The sequence below is a fragment of the Pseudomonas sp. J380 genome, assembly GCF_009827115.1.
GTDB lineage: Bacteria > Pseudomonadota > Gammaproteobacteria > Pseudomonadales > Pseudomonadaceae > Aquipseudomonas > Aquipseudomonas paracarnis.
The window spans coordinates 697,764-715,168 of record NZ_CP043060.1; the positions used below are offsets into that span (position 1 = coordinate 697,764).

12 protein-coding genes are annotated in these 17,405 nt (G+C 61.1%); 11 read left to right on the plus strand and 1 reads right to left on the minus strand.

From position 1 onward, the window contains the following. Positions 1 to 70 precede the first annotated feature (70 nt). From praB to FXO12_RS03300, 7 genes are all read left to right on the plus strand, one after another. A complete protein-coding gene (praB, locus tag FXO12_RS03270) occupies positions 71 to 565 on the plus strand; it encodes an alkane oxidation protein activator PraB (protein WP_003190764.1) in 495 nt (164 codons plus the stop codon). A gap of 132 nt (positions 566 to 697) precedes the next feature. Next, positions 698 to 2,155 (plus strand): outer membrane protein transport protein, encoded by a 1,458-nt coding sequence (locus tag FXO12_RS03275; RefSeq protein WP_003190765.1) that lies wholly within the window; start codon positions 698 to 700, stop codon positions 2,153 to 2,155. A gap of 262 nt (positions 2,156 to 2,417) precedes the next feature. Further along, a complete protein-coding gene (locus FXO12_RS03280) occupies positions 2,418 to 4,928 on the plus strand; it encodes an acyl-CoA dehydrogenase (protein ID WP_057974818.1) in 2,511 nt (836 codons plus the stop codon). Between the two features lie 152 nt (positions 4,929 to 5,080). Further along, entirely contained in the window at positions 5,081 to 6,424 is a 1,344-nt protein-coding gene (locus FXO12_RS03285; RefSeq protein WP_057974817.1) for a 3-oxoacyl-ACP reductase, read from the plus strand. Positions 6,425 to 6,427: 3 nt separating this feature from the next. Further along, the gene (locus tag FXO12_RS03290; protein ID WP_057974816.1) at positions 6,428 to 7,318 is read left to right on the plus strand and encodes a MaoC/PaaZ C-terminal domain-containing protein; all 891 of its coding nucleotides are present in this window, start codon (positions 6,428 to 6,430) and stop codon (positions 7,316 to 7,318) included. Continuing rightward, entirely contained in the window at positions 7,315 to 8,613 is a 1,299-nt protein-coding gene (locus tag FXO12_RS03295) for an acetyl-CoA C-acetyltransferase (protein ID WP_057974815.1), read from the plus strand. The genes FXO12_RS03290 and FXO12_RS03295 overlap by 4 nt, the downstream gene beginning before the upstream one ends. 31 nt (positions 8,614 to 8,644) lie before the next feature. Further along, positions 8,645 to 10,348 (plus strand): AMP-binding protein, encoded by a 1,704-nt coding sequence (locus FXO12_RS03300; RefSeq protein ID WP_054920791.1) that lies wholly within the window; start codon positions 8,645 to 8,647, stop codon positions 10,346 to 10,348. Positions 10,349 to 10,462: 114 nt separating this feature from the next. Here the strand turns inward: FXO12_RS03300 and FXO12_RS03305 are convergent, their stop codons facing one another. Continuing rightward, positions 10,463 to 11,578: a Gfo/Idh/MocA family protein gene (locus FXO12_RS03305; protein ID WP_057974814.1), complete on the minus strand. Its 1,116-nt coding sequence runs from the start codon at positions 11,576 to 11,578 to the stop codon at positions 10,463 to 10,465. A 440-nt stretch (positions 11,579 to 12,018) separates the two neighbouring features. Here FXO12_RS03305 and FXO12_RS03310 point away from each other — a divergent pair, with 440 nt between their 5' ends. From FXO12_RS03310 to FXO12_RS03325, 4 genes are all read left to right on the plus strand, one after another. Then, on the plus strand, positions 12,019 to 13,056 hold the full coding sequence (locus FXO12_RS03310) for a YCF48-related protein (protein WP_082430472.1): 1,038 nt from the start codon (positions 12,019 to 12,021) through the stop codon (positions 13,054 to 13,056). 18 nt (positions 13,057 to 13,074) lie between these two features. Then, positions 13,075 to 15,450, plus strand: a complete 2,376-nt coding sequence (locus FXO12_RS03315; RefSeq protein WP_057974813.1) for an RND family transporter — start codon at positions 13,075 to 13,077, stop codon at positions 15,448 to 15,450. A 491-nt stretch (positions 15,451 to 15,941) separates the two neighbouring features. Further along, positions 15,942 to 16,229: a DUF5629 family protein gene (locus FXO12_RS03320; protein ID WP_057974812.1), complete on the plus strand. Its 288-nt coding sequence runs from the start codon at positions 15,942 to 15,944 to the stop codon at positions 16,227 to 16,229. Then, on the plus strand, positions 16,219 to 17,391 hold the full coding sequence (locus tag FXO12_RS03325; RefSeq protein ID WP_057974811.1) for a lactonase family protein: 1,173 nt from the start codon (positions 16,219 to 16,221) through the stop codon (positions 17,389 to 17,391). The genes FXO12_RS03320 and FXO12_RS03325 overlap by 11 nt, the downstream gene beginning before the upstream one ends. Positions 17,392 to 17,405 lie beyond the last annotated feature (14 nt).

The window sequence follows — 17,405 nt, forward strand, 5'->3', positions numbered from 1 at the left end:
TCACCGTGACCTCTCGATCATGGCCATTACCCCTGGCGAAATGAATCGCCATAACATGTGAGGAAAAACAATGAAAAGCTTGAAAACTCTCGTGTCGCTCTCTGCCTTGGCTGTTTGCATGGGTGCTGCTTCCATGGCCAATGCCTACAGCATCACGCCGGTTAATTCGAACTTTACGGCGCCTGGCACTATTTCGGTGAAGTCACCGTCGTCCTATCAGGCCACCGTTAACTGCACCGCCAACTTTACCGGCAACGTCGACGCCACTGGGGTGGCCAAGATCACCGGGGTGACGGTGAGCGGTAGCGGCCTTTGCGCATTGCCAAAAATCACTGGGTTGCCATGGACATTGACCGCCACCGGCCCAGCGGCAGGTTCGGTCGCCAATGTCGGCTATACCATCGCCTCTTCGGTCCTGTACCCAGCCTCTAACTGTGGCCCATCGACCATCACCGTGGGCTACAGCGGTGGGGTGCTGACGGCGGCCAACCAAGGGCTCAGCGGCAGCTGCACCGTGGTGAGCTTGAGCGTGACCCCAAGCCCAACCTTCACCATCGTGCCTTGATGGCCGGTCGGAACACTGGGTTGATCACCTGCTGAAAGACTGGCGCCTTTTCCAGGCGCCAGTTCAGGCAGTGCCGGGCAGCAAGACGAACGGGCGAGGCCGGTTCACAGGGATAACAAAAAGGAGTGCCGCATGAATAATAAGAAACAACACGTGCAGGTTTTGCTGGGGCTGGCGTTGATGGGAGGGGTAACCGCCTTCATCGCGCCTGCACAGGCTGGCGGTTTTTCAACCCCGACCTACGGCGCACCTGGTTGGGGCAGGGCATTTGCCGGCGGCTCGTTGTTCAAGAACGACCCTAGCTCGGCCTACAACAACCCGGCCGCCATGGCGTTTGTCGAACACAATGTTGCGCAATTCACGGTCGACTATGCGCGCATCAAGATCAAGTATAAGGGCAGTGCCTCGGATTACGCCGGCAACCCGATTTCCAGTACGCCGTTGGACGAGAACGGTTTTCCCGATGGCGCCGCAACCGCTGTCAATAACAACGACGGTGGCCAGGGCGGCTTCACGGCCTGGCTGCCCACCGGCTTCATGGTAATGCCCTTGGGCGACCGGTTTGCCTTCGGTTTGAGCCAAGTGGTACCTCAGGGCATGCGCTCTACCTGGAATGAAGACTCCAAACTGCGCGACTTTGCCGTGGATACCAAAATCGAAACCGTCGGGTTGACGGGCTCGCTGTCGTTTAAAGTCAACGACCAGTTCTCCGTGGGCGGCGGCATGATCGTGCAGCACAGCAAGGGCTTCGTCAGCCAGAACGTCGACCTGTTGTCCGCTGCGGCAGTGTCGGACTCCGAGCTGGGCGGGATCAACTTCCCCTCAGACGTGGGCCATGCGCTGATGCGGGTCAAGGTCGACAATATTTCTACTGGCTGGTTTGCCGGCGTGGTGTGGAAGCCCACCGAGCGCGACACCCTGGGCCTGAATTACCACGCCAAGATCAAAAACAAGATGACGGGTAAGTACAACCTGTACGCCGATCAGTTTTCCTACAACCTTATGACTCAGCCCAGCCCATTCGGGGGCACCGGTACGCTGGTCAACACCGCCTACCCCGGGCTGGAATTGGCCCCCAACGGTGCGCATGCCAAGGTTCAACTGGATATTCCTGCCACCGCGGGCCTGGATTGGGTGCATCAGTTCAACGATCGCCTGACCTTGGGTGCCAGCGTCACGTGGACCGAATGGTCGTCGTTCAAGGACCTGACCCTCGACTCCGGCGATATGCGCATTGTCTCCATTCCCTACAACTACAAAAACACCTGGATGTACTCCCTCGGCGGTGACTACCGTGCGACCGATGAACTGACCTTGCGTGCCGGCGTGGCTATCGACCAGACGCCTACACGTAACTCCACCCGCGATCCACGTATCCCCGATGGCGACCGTACGTTCCTTTCGCTGGGGGCTGGCTACGATGTGAAGGCGGTCAAGGGCTTGAGTCTGGATGTGGCCTATTCCCATCAGTTCGTGCAGAAGGTCAATCTCAAGACCAAAAACATCGACCGACTGGGCGGTGCAAGTCTGGATGGCAAGGCCGAGTCTTCCGGTGATGTGGTCAGTTTGTCAGCGACCTATGCGTTCTGACGGGGCCTGAGGACGATGGCGGAGGGCGGCAAGCGCATCTTGCAGCCTTCCTCCGAGCTGCGTCTTTCTACAGGGCGGTGATCTATGTCGGTGAGGACCGGTTGAGGCATTCAGCCGTGTTTTTTTTGGCTTAATTATTAAATAAAAATTTCAAAACAAAATTTGAATTTGCTCTTTAAAGTTTGTAGTGTGGTTTTCAGCCGCAGTTCATATCGAGTTGCCCACGCGTTTGCCACACCCTGAATCAAGTAGAGGTATCCCCATGCTTATCTGGTTATTGGTGGGTCTCGCCGCCGCGATTACCCTGGCGTATCGACAAGCCGCCGCTACCTTGTGGCTGGGCGCTGGCCTGGTCTGGTTGGTGGTGGGTTACCTGTTCAACGCAGTGGCCGTGCCGGGCATTGCCTTGGCGGCAGTGCTGGTGGTGCTGCCCGCCTTGGTGCTGGCGATCAAACCCCTGCGCCGCAAACTGTTGACCACCAAGGCTCTGGGCCTGTTTCGCACGATCATGCCGGCGATGTCCGATACCGAGCGTGCGGCTATCGAGTCCGGCACCGTGTGGTGGGATGCCGAGCTGTTCAGCGGCAAGCCCGACTGGCAGCGCCTGCTGCAAGCCGCGCCGGCCAGCCTGAGCGCGGAGGAGCAAGCCTTCCTCGACAATGAAGTCGAAACCCTGTGCGACATCGCCAACGACTGGGAAACCACGCAGGTCTGGCAGGACATGTCCCCAGAGGGCTGGCAGTACACCAAGGATGCCGGGTTCCTCGGCATGATCATTCCCAAGCAGTACGGCGGCAAAGGCTTCTCCCACTACGCCCATTCCCAGGTGGTGATGAAGCTGTCGACACGCTGCTCGGCGGCAGCGATTTCGGTGATGGTCCCCAATTCCCTGGGCCCGGCCGAGCTGCTGCTGCATTACGGCACCGACGCCCAGCGCAACTACTACCTGCCGCGCCTGGCACGCGGTGACGACATTCCGTGTTTCGCCCTGACCAGCCCCTATGCCGGCTCGGATGCAGGCGCGATCCCCGACCTGGGCATTGTCTGCAAAGGCATGCATGAGGGTGAGGAAGTACTGGGTTTCAAAGTGACCTGGGACAAGCGCTACATCACCCTCGGCCCGATTGCCACGGTGCTGGGCCTGGCGTTCCGTGCCGAAGACCCGCAGGGCTTGCTTGGCGCGCCAGGTTCCCTGGGCATTACCTGTGCGTTGATCCCCACCTCCCATCCAGGGGTAAACAGCGGCCGGCGTCACTGGCCGTTGAATGCGGTTTTCCAGAATGGCCCAACCACCGGCAAGGATGTGTTCATTCCCTTGGAATGGGTGATCGGCGGCCGCGAACAAATCGGCAACGGTTGGCGCATGTTGATGGAATGCCTGGCGGCAGGTCGGGCGATTTCCCTACCTTCGGCCAACGTCGGCCTGGGTAAAGTGGCGGTGCGCGGTACCACAGCCTATGCGGCGATGCGCAAGCAATTCGGCCTGCCCATCGGCAAGTTCGAAGGTGTACAGGCGCCGCTGGCGCGCATGGCCGGGCATCTGTATGCCTGTGATGCGGTGCGCAAGGTGTCGGTGGCATCCCTGGACGCCGGCGAGAAACCGTCGGTGATCTCGGCCATTGCCAAGTACCACGTCACAGAGCGGGCGCGCATCATCGTCAACGACGGCATGGACATCGTCGCCGGCAAAGGCATTTGCATGGGCCCCAATAACTTCCTCGCCCGTGCCTACCAGCAAAGTCCCATCGCCATTACGGTGGAGGGCGCGAACATCATGACCCGATGCCTGATCATCTTTGGCCAGGGCTTGATTCGTTGCCATCCCTACGTGTTCCGCGAGATGGAGGCGGCGCACAACCCCGACCGGCGCAAGGCCTTGGAAGACTTCGACAGCGCAATGTTTGGCCATGTGAGTTTTGTCGTGGCCAACACCGTACGCGCAGCGGTGCATGCCCTGACCGGCGGGCGCCTGATTGCGGCCCCGGCCAAGACCGACCCGGCGCTGGCTGCCTACTACCGCCAGGCCAATCGGCTGTCGGTGGTGCTGGCGCTGATCTCGGATATCTCCATGGGCGTGCTGGGCGGTGCCCTCAAGCGCAAGGAAAGTATTACCGGGCGCCTGGGGGATATTTTGTCGCAGCTGTACATCCTGTCTTGCGTGCTCAAGCGCTTCGAGGATGACGGTAGGCCCCAGGCGGACTTGCCGCTGGTGCACTGGGCGGCCCAGGACGCCTTGTTGCGCGCCCACGAAGCCTTGGCCGAAGTGCTCGACAACTACCCTTCAAAACCCGCAGCAGCAGTGGTGCGCACCTTGAGCTTTCCGTTTGGCATCCCGCTGCGCAAACCGTCGGACCGCCTGTTGGCGCAGGTGGCGGAGGTGGTGCAGACCCCTGGCGAGACCCGCGACCGTTTGCTGGCCAACTCCTACATCCCACGTGCGGAAGTCGACAAGCTGGCCTACGGCGAATTGGGTTTCCGTTTGCTGCCCCAAGTGGAGCTGATCGAGGCGCGGCTCAAGCCCGCCATCAAGCAAGGTCTGCTCGGCCCGCTGCCGATTTCTGCCACGGCCTTCACCGATTGGCGCGTGAAGGCGCGGGCGCTGGATTTGATCAGCGACGACGAAGACGCCTTGCTGGCGCGCTATGTGGAATACGCCGACCACGGTATCCAGGTGGACGACTTTCCCCAGGACTTTGGTTTGCTGGAGGCCCTGCAGCAGCGTAAGCAGGCGCTCGAACCGGTGGCCAAACGGCGCAGCGCTCCGGTCAATTAAGAGAACCCCGGTCCACCTGTGGGAGCTGGCTTGCCTGCGATGGCATCACCTCGGTTTGACTGATACACCGAGTCGTCGGCATCGCAGGCAAGCCAGCTCCCACATTCGATCGGGTTTACAAGACAGCCATTGTGTTGTGAGTGGAACCCTCTATGAGTGACAGTTACCTTTCGTTTGTTAATTCCCCCTGGGGCCGGCGTCTGGCCCAGGCGGTCGGCTTGCCGCAACCCTTGCCCCTGCAACGGCATCGCAGCGGCCAGGCCGGCCTGGCTAATCCTGTGATCATCGCCGGGGCAGGGCGCCTGGAGGCCTCGGTGCAGCGCGTGTTCAGCGCCACCGACACCGTCGCCGCGACCCCGGCGACGCTCAAGGCACCGTCCACGGTCAAGGTGCAAGGCGCGGTGTTCGATGCCAGCGGCGTGACCGACCTGCAGCAGCTGGATGAGCTCTACCTGTTCTTTCACAGCAACGCCAAGCGCCTCGGCCAGCATGGCCGGGTGGTGGTACTCGGTACGGCACCCGAGCATTGCGACGACTTGCCCCAGGCCATCGCCCAACGCGCCCTTGAAGGCTTGGTGCGTTCGCTGGCCAAGGAGCTGCGCCGCGCGATCACCGTGCAACTGCTGTACGTGGCGCCGGGCGCGGAAGACGCGCTGGACAGCAGCCTGGGGTTTTTCCTGTCGCGCCGCTCCGCCTATGTCTCGGGGCAAGTGGTGCGCCTGGAAAAACCGGTCGATGGCCATGCCGCCATCAACTGGGACAAACCCTTTGCCGGCAAACGCGCCCTGGTCACCGGCGCCTCCCGTGGCATCGGCCTGGCGATTGCCCAGGTGCTGGCGCGGGACGGTGCCCATGTGGTGTGTGTGGACGTGCCCCAGGCCCAGGAAGCCTTGCAGCAGGCGGCGACCAGCGTGGGCGGTTCGGCGTTGCCCCTGGATATCACCGCCGCCGACACCGCCGCGCTGTTGCAAACCCACGTCAGCCAATACGGCGCCTTTGATGTGGTGGTGCACAACGCCGGCATCACCCGCGACAAGACCATCGCCAAAATGACCGAGGGCGCCTGGCGCAGTGTGCTGGCGGTCAATCTCGAAGCGCCGTGGCAGCTCAGTGAGGCCTTGCTCGACAGCCAGGGTTTGAACCCTGGTGGGCGCATTGTGTGCGTGTCGTCGATTTCCGGTATCGCCGGCAACCTGGGGCAGAGCAACTACGCCACGTCCAAGGCCGGTGTGATAGGCCTGGTACAGGGCCTGGCACCGCGTGCGGCAGCCCGGCAGGTCACGGTGAACGCGGTGGCACCCGGCTTTATCGAGACCCAGATGACCGCGAAGATCCCGCTGATGATCCGCGAAGCGGGGCGGCGCATGAATTCGTTGTCCCAGGGCGGGCAACCCATCGACGTGGCCGAGACCATTGCCTGGCTGGCGCATCCGGCGTCGGGCGGCGTCAATGGCCAGGTGGTGCGGGTGTGCGGCCAAAGCCTGTTGGGAGCCTGACCGATGGACTACGTGACGCAGATTATCGACCCACCGCCGTCGCGCACGCAGTTATTGCTCGACGGCCTGCGCGCCTTGCGCAAACCCAAACTCGACGGTGCGCCGCCATTGCCTGCAGCACGCCTGGTGCGCAGCGCGGTGGAGCTTTCGTCGGCCGGTATCGCCGCTTACGCACGGGCGTGCGGTTTTCGTCGCGAGCAGGGCGTGCCATTGTCCTATCCCCATGTGCTGGCGTTCCCACTGCACCTCATGCTGCTGACTCGGCCAAGCTTCCCGTACCCGGCCAGTGGCATGGTGCACCTGGCCAATCGCATTTGTCAGCACCAACGCTTGCACGAGGGCCAGGCGGTGCGCCTGGAAGTGTATTGCGAGCGCTGGGTGGCCCATCCAAAAGGGCAGGCCTTGAGTATCGCCACCCGTGCCTACAGCCAGGAAACCCTGGTGTGGGAAAGCGACAGTCTGTATTTGCGCCGTGACGTCAGCAATCCGGTGGGTGAACCCTGGAATGACCCTCTGCCACTGCAGGAAGACGGTCTGTTACGCACCCAGCGCTGGGTACTGCCCGCCGACCTGGGGCGACGCTTTGCCAAGGTGTCGGGGGATTTCAATCCCATTCACACGTCGGTCATCGGTGCCAGGCTCTTCGGCTTTCGTCGCGCCATCGCCCATGGCATGTGGACCCTGGGCCGCGCATTGGCAGCGCAACAGCCGCCCGCTGGCCTGGACCAGGCCGAGGCCCATTGCGACTTCAAATTGCCGATCTTCCTGCCCGGCCAGGTAGCCCTGTGGGGCCACCCCGTAAGCGGGCCACGGCGCGAGTTCGAAGTGCGCAATTTCGCCGGGGACAAGCCCCATATGCGCGGGCTATTCATTTGGAAAGAGAGCCAGCAATGAGTGACTACAGTTTTACCCCAGCCCCGACCCGCCGCGTGGCGATTATCGGCGGCAACCGTATTCCATTTGCGCGCTCCAACACGGTGTATGCCCACGACAGTAACCAGGACCTGCTGGTCGCCGCCCTGCAAGGATTGGTGGAGCGCTACAACCTGCACGGCCAACGCCTGGGTGAGTTTGCCGCCGGAGCGGTGATCAAGCACTCACGGGATTTCAACCTGGCCCGCGAGGCGCTGTTGTCCACCACGTTGTCTGCGCAAACCCCTGCCTATGATGTGCAACAAGCCTGTGGCACAGGGCTTGAAGCTGCGCTGCTGGTGGCGAATAAAATCGCCCTCGGCCAGATCGAAGTGGGCGTTGCCGGTGGTGCCGACACCACCTCCGACGCGCCCATTGGCATCAACGAATCCTTGCGCCATACCTTGCTTGCGGCCAATCGCGCCAAAAGCCTGGGCGACAAGCTCAAGGCCTTGATGAACGTACGCCCATCGATGCTGTTCAAACCGTTGCTGCCGCGCAATGGCGAGCCGCGCACCGGCCTGTCCATGGGCGAGCACTGCGAAGAAATGGCCAAGCGCTGGCAGATCAAGCGCCTGGCCCAGGACGAGCTGACCCTCACCAGCCACCAGCGCCTGGATGCGGCTTATAAACGCGGCTTCTTCGACGACCTGATCAGCCCCCATCGCGGCTTGGCCCGTGACAACAACCTGCGTGCCGATATCAGCCTGGAAAAGCTCGCCGGCTTGTCGCCGGCCTTCGACCGCCAGAACGGCACGCTCACCGCCGGCAACTCCACGCCCCTGACCGATGGCGCCTCGGTGGTGCTGCTGGCCAGTGAAGAATGGGCCGCCGCCAATGGCTGGCCGGTGTTGGCCTACTTGCGCACCGGCGAAACGGCTGCGGTGAATTTTGTCGACGGCACCGAGGGCCTACTGATGGCGCCGGCTTACGCCGTGCCACGCATGCTTGCGCGGGAAGGCTTGAGGTTTGCCGACTTCGACTTCTTCGAGATCCACGAAGCGTTCGCCGCCCAGGTGTTGTGCACGCTCAAGGCGTGGGAAGACCCGCAGTATTGCCGCGAGCGACTCGGCCTTGACGCCCCCCTGGGCGCCATCGACCGGGCCAAGATGAACGTCAACGGCGGCTCATTGGGCTGCGGCCATCCGTTTGCGGCCACCGGTGGCCGGCAACTGGCGGCGCTGGCCAAGGCCATCCATGAACGCGGTGGCGGTCGCGGCCTGATTTCGATCTGCGCGGCGGGTGGGTTGGGCATCACCGCCATCGTCGAAAAGTAGCGCTATCAAAAACAACAATAAGGACACTGCGATGAACGCTATCAGCCTGGAACACACCGAACGTATTTGGTTGAACACTTACCTGCCCGGCGTGCCAGCGGACATTGACGCCGGGATCGAGGATTACCCGTCGCTGCGCGAAGTGTTCCTGGAGCATCTGGAGAAGTTCCGTGAACGGGTGGCCTACGTCAGCATCGGCACGCAAATGACCTATGCCGATTGGCGCACCCAGGGCATTGCCTTTGCCGCCTGGCTGCAGGACCAGGGCGTGAAGAAGGGCGACCGCGTGGCCCTGATGATGCCCAACTGCTTGCAGTACCCGATCTGCCTGCTGGGCACGATCCTGGCCGGGGCGGTGGTGGTCAACGTCAACCCGTTGTACACCGCCCACGAACTCAAGCACCTGCTCAAGGACAGTGGCGCCGAAACCGTGGTGATCTTCGAAAATTTCGCGCATACCCTGGAAAAAGCCATGGTGGGCAGCAGCGTCAAGCGAGTGGTGGTCGCGGCCATTGGCGACTTGCTGGGCACCTTCAAGGGCGCGGCAATGAACTTCATCCTGCGCAGCGTGCAGAAGCAGGTACCGGCCTTCAGGCTGCCCGGTTCGCTGCGTTTCAACCAGGTGCTCAAACAGGGCAGGGCCATGCACCATTTGCCGGTCAGCCTGCACCGCGATGAACTGGCCTTCCTGCAATACACCGGCGGCACCACCGGCGATGCCAAGGGCGTGATGCTCAGCCATCGCAATATCATTGCCAACCTGCTGCAAGCCAAGGCCTGGGTCGGTGACCAGTTAAACCTGCACAAGCAGGAAACCAACGTGACCTTGCTGCCGCTGTACCACATCTTCTCACTGACGGTGAACTGCCTGATGTTCATGTGCCTGGGCGGGCGCAATATCCTCATCGCCAACCCTCGGGACGTGAAGCGCGTGCAAATGATCCTGCGCAAGGAACGCTTCAATGGCATTGCCGGGGTGAACACGCTGTTCAACGGGTTGCTGGAGAACAAGGAATTTTGTGCACGGGACTTTTCCGACCTGCGCCTGGTGATTGCTGGCGGCATGGCCACCCACACCGCCGTGGCCAAGCGCTGGAAAGAGGTGACCGGGCTGCCGATCATCGAAGGCTACGGGCTGACCGAATGCTCGCCCGTGGTGAGCATCAGCCCTATTGATATTTCCCGCATGCGCGAGATGGAATTCACCGGCAGCATTGGCGTTCCATTGCCCTCTACCTGGGTGCGCTTCGTACGCGAAGACGGCGAACTGGCGGATATCGGCGAGCAGGGCGAGTTGCAAGTACGTGGCCCGCAAGTGATGCAGGGCTACTGGCAACGGCCGAAGGAAACCGCTGAGGTGCTGGATGCCGAGGGCTGGTTGTCCACCGGGGACATCGGCGTGATGGACGCACGCGGGTATATCCGCCTGGTGGACCGCAAGAAGGACATGATCCTGGTCTCGGGCTTCAACGTGTACCCCAATGAAATCGAGGACGTGGTGGCCATGCACCCTGGGGTTGCTGAAGTGGCGGCCATTGGGGTCGAAGACCCAGTGACCGGGGAGAAGGTCAAGATCATCGTCGTGCGCAAGGACCCGACCCTGACCCAGGAGCAGATTCTTGCGCACTGCCGGGAGTACCTGACGGGGTACAAGCTGCCAAAGTATGTGGAGTTTCGCACCACGGAACTGCCCAAGACCACGGTGGGCAAAGTGCTGCGTCGGGCCTTGCGCTGATTGAATGGTTCAGATGACCAAATGTGTGAGCGGGCTTGCTCGCGAATGCGGCGGTTCAGGCACTGAAGGTGCCGACTGACACAGCGTATTCGCGAGCAAGCCCGCTCCCACTTTTTAAACCGTGCCCACTTTTACCCAGCGTTCCTCAAGGGCGGCCACTCGAATCGCCGTCGCCAACCGCTCCACCTCCCACGCCGCTTCAAAGTCCGTCCCCTGATCCCCTTGGCCGGCCAGCGCCATGATCAACTCGTGCACTTCCAACGTCTTCAATTCGTTGTAACCCAACTGATGCCCCGCCGCCGGGCTGAACGCCGCATAGCCGGGCAGGGCGGGGCCAGCCAGCAGGCGCTGGAAGCCGTCCTGGCCGATGCGGTGCAGGCGCAGTTCATTCAAGCGCTCCTGGTCAAACGCCAGCGTGCCTTGGGTGCCGCTGATCTCGAAACTCAGATGGTTCTTGTAACCGTGCTTGAGCCAACTGCTGCTCACCGTGCCGCGTGCACCGTTGGCGAAGCGCAGCAGGGCGTGCACCTGGTCATCCACGGCAATGGCTTTTGAGGTTGGGCTGCCGGCAGTGGCGGGGCGTTGGTTATGCACGGTCTGGGTATCGGCACAGACATGGGTCACGTCGCCCACCAGGTAGCGGGCCATTGACAGCAAATGGCTGCCCAGGTCAGCCAGGGCGCCGCCAGCATGCTCCACTTCGCAGCGCCACGACCAAGGGGAGGCCGGGTCCGCCATGAAGTCTTCGCTGAACTCACCTTGGAAACTGATGATCTGGCCCAGTTCGCCCTGGGCAATCATCTGCCGGGCCAGCACGATCATGGGGTTGTGCTGGTAGTTATAGCCGACACGCGTCACCACCCCGGCGGTATGGGCTGCGCGGCGCATGGCGTCGGCTTGTTCGAGGCTGACGGCCAGGGGTTTCTCGCAATACACGGCTTTGCCGGCCGCAATCGCGGCCATGGCCATGGGGTAATGCAAATGGTTGGGGGTGGTGATGGCCACGACGTCGACCTTTGGGTCGTTGATCAGCGCTTGCCAGTCACCATGGGCCTGGGCAAACCCCCAGGCGCTGGCGCAACGCTGGGCGCGTTCGGTGTCGGCATCGGCCAGGGCGGCCAGCTTGAGCTGCACCGGCAGTTCAAATACCGCCCGGGCGTTGTTGAACGCCAGCGCGTGGGCGCGGCCCATGAAGCCTGTGCCGATCAAGCCGATTCCGAGTTCACGCATCGTCGTGGTCCTTTGGATTATTGTTTTCAGGAAAGCTATTAATGGAATAAAAATTCACTGAATTCAATAGATAGAATAAAAAATTCATTTTTCCTGATCGTTCCCACGCTCCGCGTGGGAATGCCGCCCGGGCGCTCTGCGCCCCGCTGTTTGCGCGGTGAGGACGCAGAGCGTCAGAGGATGCATTCCCACGCGGAGCGTGGGAACGATCACGTCGATCACGTGGGGCCATCATTTCAGCTGATATAGCTATATTCAGCACATGGCCAAACGCCGCCAGTTAACAAAAGATAACGTAGCGCCGATTGTCAGACGATTCCAAAGCCCGATAGGATGGCTCCTGCTTCCTCCAGGCGCTCTAGATTGCAGGTTTCAAGGTCCTGGCAGAGAAGACGACCTAACAATAATAAATGGGAGAAAGGTCTATGAGTGAGCCTGTCATGGGTTGGGTTGTTTGCCGCCCACGCGCCGCACGCAGGGTTGCGTTGCTGGCCACAGCGCTCTCGCTGCTTGCTGGCAGCGCATTGTCGCTGCCGGTTCTGGCCGCCAGCGATACCTCCGCCGCCGCAGTCTTTGCAATTGAATCCCCCAAGGCCGCCAAAGGCTTGATGATCGACGTGGTTCACGCGGGCAAGCGCCTGGTGGCGGTCGGTGATCGGGGGCATATCCTTTATTCCGATGACCAGGGCAACACCTGGGCCCAAGCCAAAGTACCCACCCGGCAACTGCTCACGGCGGTGTTTTTCGTTGATGATCAGCACGGTTGGGCCGTCGGCCACGATGCGCAGATTCTTGCCAGTACCGATGGCGGCGCCACGTGGACCCAGCAATATCAAGACCTCAAACGCGAAGCGCCGTTGCTCGATGTGTGGTTCAACGACGCCAACCACGGCCTGGCCGTGGGTGCCTACGGTGCGTTGATCGAAACCACCGACGCCGGCAAAACCTGGAACGATGTGAGCGAGCGTCTCGACAACGAAGACCAGTACCACCTCAACGCCATCGCCCAGGTCAAGGGCGCCGGCCTGTTTATCGTCGGTGAGCAAGGCAGCATGTTTCGCTCCAGCGACGACGGCCAGACCTGGGAAAAACTCGAAGGCCCCTACGAGGGTTCGCTGTTTGGCGTGATCAGCACCGCACAGCCGCAAACCCTGCTGGCGTATGGGTTGCGCGGCAACCTCTACCGCTCCACTGATTTCGGCAGCACTTGGGAACAGGTCCAATTGAACGCAGCGCGTGGCGCGTTGGAGTTTGGCCTGTCGGGGGCGACCTTGCTGGAGGACGGTTCCCTTGTTGTGGTCGGCAACGGCGGCAGCGTGGTGGTCAGCCACGACGACGGCCAGACCTTCAGTGTGTTCAATCGCCCGGACCGTATTTCACTCTCGGCGGTCACGGCGGCCGGCAATGGCAATTTGATCCTCGCGGGGCAGGGTGGCGTGCGGGTTGCCACATCGGCCGGCGCAGAGCTCTCACAATAATAAGAAGGCGGGGATTCAATGAGCAGTCATCACAACGATAAAGCGACCTTTCTTGAACGTCTGATCTTCAACAATCGCCCGGCGGTGATCGTCATCTGCCTGCTGGTGAGCCTCTTCCTGTTCTGGCAGGCGACCTTGATTCGCCCGTCCACCAGTTTTGAAAAGATGATCCCGCTCAAGCACCCCTTCATCGAAAAAATGATGGAGCACCGTAACGATTTGGCCAACCTGGGCAATACCGTGCGTATTTCGGTGGAAGCCAAGGACGGGGACATTTTCACCAAGGAGTACATGGAGACCCTGCGCCAGATCCACGACGAGGTGTTCTACATCTCCGGTGTGGACCGCTCGGGCCTCAAGTCGCTGTGGAGCCCCAGCGTGCGCTGGACCGAGGTGACCGAAGAAGGTTTTGCCGGCGGGGAGGTGATCCCGCAGAGCTACAACGGTTCGCCGCAGAGCCTCGACCAGTTGCGCAATAACGTGCTCAAGTCCGGCCAGGTCGGGCGGCTGGTCGCCAATGACTTCAAGTCGAGCATCGTTGATATCCCGCTGTTGGAGTCCTACCCGGACCCGCAAGACCAGGGCAAGTTGCTGGCCCTGGACTACCGCAAGTTCTCCCATGAACTCGAAGACAAGATCCGCGACAAGTTCGAAACCCAGAACCCCAACGTCAAGATTCATATTGTCGGCTTTGCCAAAAAGGTCGGCGACCTGATCGATGGCCTGGTGATGGTGGTGCTGTTCTTCGGCGTTGCGTTCGTCATCACCCTGATTCTGCTGCTGTGGTTCACCAACTGCCTGCGCAGCACCATTGCGGTGTTGAGCACGACATTGGTGGCGGTGGTCTGGCAACTGGGGTTGATGCACTTCTTCGGTTTCGGACTGGACCCGTATTCGATGCTGGTGCCGTTCCTGATCTTCGCCATCGGCATTTCCCATGGTGTGCAGAAGATCAACGGCATTGCCCTGCAATCCAGCGAGGCAGACAACGCCCTCACCGCCGCGCGGCGCACCTTCCGGCAACTGTTCCTGCCGGGGATGATCGCCATTCTGGCGGATGCGGTGGGCTTCATCACGCTGCTGATCATCGACATCGGCGTGATCCGCGAACTGGCTATCGGCGCGTCCATCGGCGTGGCGGTGATCGTGTTCACTAACCTGATCCTGCTGCCGGTCGCGATTTCCTACGTGGGCATCAGCAAGCGCGCCATCGCCAAGAGCAAGAAAGACGCGAACCGCGAACATAGCTTCTGGCGCCTGCTGTCCAAATTTGCCAGCCCGAAAGTCGCGCCGGTTTCGGTGTTCCTGGCGTTGATCGCCTTTGGTGGCGGCCTCTGGTACAGCCAGAACCTGAAGATTGGCGACCTGGACCAAGGCGCACCGGAACTGCGCCCGGATTCGCGCTACAACAAGGACAACAACTTCATCATCAGCAATTACTCCACCAGCTCCGACGTGCTGGTGGTGATGGTCAAGACCAAGGCCGAAGGCTGCTCGCGCTATGAAGCCATGGCGCCCATCGACCAGTTGATGTGGAAGATGCAGAACACCGAGGGCGTGCAGTCGGCGATCTCGTTGGTGACCGTGTCCAAGCAAATGATCAAGGGCATGAACGAGGGCAACCTGAAATGGGAAACCCTGTCGCGCAACCCGGATGTGCTGAACAACTCCATCGCCCGTGCCGATGGCTTGTACAACAACAATTGCTCCCTGGCGCCGGTGCTGGTGTTCCTCAACGACCACAAGGCCGAAACCCTCGACCGCGCGGTGCATGCGGTGCAGGACTTCGCCAAGGAAAACAACAAGGACGGCCTGGAGTTCATTCTCGCAGCGGGTAATGCCGGGATCGAAGCGGCCACCAACGAGGTGATCAAGGAGTCGGAACTGATCATCCTGATCCTGGTGTACCTGTGCGTGGCGACCATGTGCATGATCACCTTCCGCTCCTGGGCGGCGACCCTGTGCATCGTGTTGCCGCTGGTGCTGACCTCGGTACTGGGTAACGCACTGATGGCGTTCATGGGCATTGGCGTCAAGGTCGCAACCTTGCCGGTGGTAGCCCTGGGTGTGGGGATTGGCGTGGACTACGGCATCTACATCTACAGCCGTCTGGAAAGCTTCCTGCGCGCTGGCTTGCCGTTGCAAGAGGCGTATTACCAGACGTTGAAGTCCACCGGTAAGGCCGTGCTGTTCACCGGCTTGTGCCTGGCCATCGGGGTGTGCACCTGGATCTTCTCGGCCATCAAGTTCCAGGCCGACATGGGTTTGATGTTGACCTTCATGCTGCTGTGGAACATGTTCGGCGCGCTGTGGCTGTTGCCGGCGCTGGCACGATTCCTGATCAAGCCTGAAAAGCTGGCAGGGCAGAAGGGCAACTCGTTGTTCGCGCATTGATCCTGCTCCCAAAAGGCGGGAGCGGGCTTGCCTGCGATAGGCATAGGTATCTACACAACGTTGGCGCAAAGCTGGACCTGTGGCGAGGGAGCTTGCTCCCGTGACGGCCTGACAGCCGAAGCTGATCCAACTGACGCACCGTGCCAAGTGTGGGAGCTGGCTTGCCTGCGAAGACGGCCTGGCAGCCAACTGGGATGTTGGATCAGAGCGCCTACATGTCTGATACCGCAGGAATGGATATTTACCCGGTATAACTGCGTCGGCCGTCAGGCCGCCATCGCAGGCAAGCCAGTTCCCACAGTTTGATCGTGGGGGTGTCAGGTAGGCGGGCGTTGGCTGTCAGGCCGTCACGGGAGCAAGCTCCCTCGCCACAGGTTTAGCGTCGTACCGAAGTTGTAGATACCTATGCTGCGATAGCATCACCGCAGTGTTCAACCTCTAGGTTACAGCCTGGGCTATCATTGCGGCTTTCCCCAAAATGATTGACTGCCATGACTGCTGACACCCTGACCTGCGTCCTTGCCACCAGCGATATGCTGATCATCAATGGGCTGCACGCCTTTGACTTCGAGCTTGATCAGCAACTGCAGATCCAAAGCATGGATGGCCGGGAACTCAAGCGCTGGACCTTTAGTCCAGAACAGTTAGAGGCGGCTACCTTTGACGAGAGCTTGCAAAGCTGGTTGCTGATCAACGACGACGGTGAACACCGTCTGGTCTGCTTGAGCGCCATCCAGGGCGACAACAATAACGACGAGGACGAAGCAGATGATGCGTAAATTCTGGCCCCTGCTGATGGCAGGCAGTGTCGGTGCGATGTCGGTGCAGGCCGCACCGGCCGATATCCATGAACTGTTGGTCGGCAGCTATACGGCCGGCACCAGTGAAGGGATCTACCGCCTGCAATTCGACAGTAGCACCGGGCAGTTCAGCGGCGAGCCAGTGCTGGCGGCGAAAACCGCCAACCCTTCCTGGCTGACGATCTCCAAAGATCAGAAGCAGTTGTTTGTGGTCAATGAGAACGGCCCCGGCCAGGCAGACCCGGTGGGCCGTGTCAGCAGCTATAGCATCGACCCCCAGAACCACCAGTTGACCCTGATCAACCAGGTGCAGAGCCTGGGCAATGAGCCGACCCATTCCAGTGTGGCCGCCGATGGGCGCTACCTGTTCGTCGCCAACTATTCGGTGGTGGAAGACCCGGGTGGCAGCCTGGCGATCCTGCCGGTGGATGCCAGCGGCAAGCTGTCGGCACCGGTGCAATTGAGCGGGCACCCGGCCAGCCGTGTGAACCCGGAGCGCCAGGCGTCCAACCATGTGCATTCGGTCGTGTCGTCGCCGGACGGCAAGTATGTATTCGTGCAGGACCTGGGCGCGGACAAGGTGTTTGCCTACCGCTACGACCCCAAGGCCAATCACGAGCTGCCACTGACAGCGGCCGACCCGGCGTCGGTGCAGTTGCCACCCGGCAGCGGGCCGCGTCACTTGCTGTTCAGCGCGGACGGCAAACACGCCTGGCTGACCACTGAGATGAGCGCCCAGGTAGCCGTGTTCGATTACAACGACGGCAAGCTGACGCAAACCCAGTTGCTCGACTATGCCGCCGGCCAACCGGTGTCCGACAAGGCCGGTGCGGCGTTGCATGCGTCAAACGACGGCAAATTCCTGTACGTGAGCAACCGTGGCACGGCCAATCAGATGCTGGTGTTCAGCATCGACCCAGCCACTGCGCACCTCAAGGAAATTCAGCGGCGTTCTGTCGAAGGCGACCATCCGCGTGAGTTCAGCCTCGACCCTAGCGGAAAATTCCTGCTGATCGCCAACCAGAAAAGCAATGAAATTGTCGTCGTCGAACGCGACTCCAAGACCGGCCTGCTGGGTAAAACCGTGCAGAAATTGCCGATTGATGCCCCCAGTGACCTCAAGTTCCTGGTGCGTCAATAAGCCACAGGCCCCGC

Bases quoted from the DNA above. Each gene is read 5' to 3' on its own strand.
- FXO12_RS03295 (WP_057974815.1), top strand. From the start codon at position 7,315: ATGAGTGACTACAGTTTTACCCCAGCCCCGACCCGCCGCGTGGCGATT.
- praB (WP_003190764.1), top strand. From the start codon at position 71: ATGAAAAGCTTGAAAACTCTCGTGTCGCTCTCTGCCTTGGCTGTTTGC.
- FXO12_RS03310 (WP_082430472.1), top strand. From the start codon at position 12,019: ATGGGTTGGGTTGTTTGCCGCCCACGCGCCGCACGCAGGGTTGCGTTG.
- FXO12_RS03305 (WP_057974814.1), bottom strand. From the start codon at position 11,578: ATGCGTGAACTCGGAATCGGCTTGATCGGCACAGGCTTCATGGGCCGC.
- FXO12_RS03290 (WP_057974816.1), top strand. From the start codon at position 6,428: ATGGACTACGTGACGCAGATTATCGACCCACCGCCGTCGCGCACGCAG.
- FXO12_RS03315 (WP_057974813.1), top strand. From the start codon at position 13,075: ATGAGCAGTCATCACAACGATAAAGCGACCTTTCTTGAACGTCTGATC.
- FXO12_RS03320 (WP_057974812.1), top strand. From the start codon at position 15,942: ATGACTGCTGACACCCTGACCTGCGTCCTTGCCACCAGCGATATGCTG.
- FXO12_RS03325 (WP_057974811.1), top strand. From the start codon at position 16,219: ATGATGCGTAAATTCTGGCCCCTGCTGATGGCAGGCAGTGTCGGTGCG.
- FXO12_RS03280 (WP_057974818.1), top strand. From the start codon at position 2,418: ATGCTTATCTGGTTATTGGTGGGTCTCGCCGCCGCGATTACCCTGGCG.
- FXO12_RS03300 (WP_054920791.1), top strand. From the start codon at position 8,645: ATGAACGCTATCAGCCTGGAACACACCGAACGTATTTGGTTGAACACT.
- FXO12_RS03285 (WP_057974817.1), top strand. From the start codon at position 5,081: ATGAGTGACAGTTACCTTTCGTTTGTTAATTCCCCCTGGGGCCGGCGT.
- FXO12_RS03275 (WP_003190765.1), top strand. From the start codon at position 698: ATGAATAATAAGAAACAACACGTGCAGGTTTTGCTGGGGCTGGCGTTG.